The following is a 1,077-nucleotide window of genomic DNA, read 5'->3' on the forward strand; positions in this document are numbered from 1 at the left end:
CTCCTTCTTTTTCCTCTCTTCCTCCCCCCTCCTCTTTTTTTTCCTCCTCTCTCTTCTCTTCTTCTTCTTCTTCTTCTCCTTCTTCTCCCCCCCCTCTCCTCTCCCCTTTTCTCTCCTCTCTCTCTCTTTTCTCTCTTTCTCCCCTCTCTCCTCCCTCTCTCTCTTCTCCTCCTCCCTTTCCCCTCCCTCTCTCTCCCCTTTTCTCTTCTCCCCTCTTTCCCCTCCCTTCTCTCCCCCCCTTTCCCCTTCTCCTCTCTCTTCTTCCCTCTTCTCCTTTTTTTCCTCCTCCTTTCCCTCCTCTTCCTTTCCCTTTTCCCCTTTCCTCTCCCTCCCTCTCTCCCTTCCCCCTCCCCTCTTTCCTTTTCCCTCTTTTTCCCCTTTCCCCTCCCCTTTCCCCCCTCTTTTTCTTTTCTTTCCCTCTCCCCTTTCCCTTCCCTTCTCCTTCCTCTCCCTCTTTCCTTCCTCTTTCTCTCTTTTTTCCCTCCTCCTCTTTCTCTTTCCTTTTTATCTTCTCTTTCTCCCCTTTCCTCTCCTTTTCTCTCTTTCTCCTTTCTTCTTCTTTTTTCTTTTTCTTTTTCTTTCTCTTCCCTTTCCCTTTCCTCTCCTTCTTTCTTCCCCCTCTCCTTTTCTTTCTTTTTCTTCCTTTCTTTCCCCCCTCCCTTTTTTTTTCTTTCTCCCTTTTTTTTCTCCCTTTTCCCTTCCTTCCCCCTCTCTTTCTCCTCTCCTCTCTTCCTCCTCTTTCTCCCCCTCCTCCCCTCTCCTTTTTTCTCTTCTTTCTTTTTCTCCTCTTCTTCTCCTTCTCCCTTCTTCCTCTTTTCTTTCTCTTTTTTCTTCCTCTTTCCCTCTCTTCTCTCCCTTTTCCTTCCTCTCTTTCCCCCTTTCCTTCTTCTTCCCCTCCCCCCTTCCTTTCTCTCTCTCTCTTCTCTTTCCCCTCCTTCCTCTTCCTCCCCCCCTTCCCTCTTTTTCTTCTCCTTTCCCCCTTCCTCTTCCCTCTCCCCTCTTTTCTTTTCTCTCTGTTCCCTTCTCTTTCTTCATGCTTTCTTCCCCCTTTCCCCCTCTTCTCTTCTTTGTTATCCC

1 protein-coding gene is annotated in these 1,077 nt (G+C 48.5%); it reads right to left on the minus strand.

All coding sequences use genetic code 11. From position 1 onward, the window contains the following. Nucleotides 1-1,077: hypothetical protein (locus tag A3773_RS19690; RefSeq protein ID WP_197462820.1), on the minus strand; the 1,077-nt coding region annotated here is incomplete at both ends.

Source organism: Neptuniibacter pectenicola, from assembly GCF_001597735.1.
In the GTDB taxonomy this organism is placed as follows: Bacteria; Pseudomonadota; Gammaproteobacteria; order Pseudomonadales; family Balneatricaceae; genus Neptuniibacter; species Neptuniibacter pectenicola.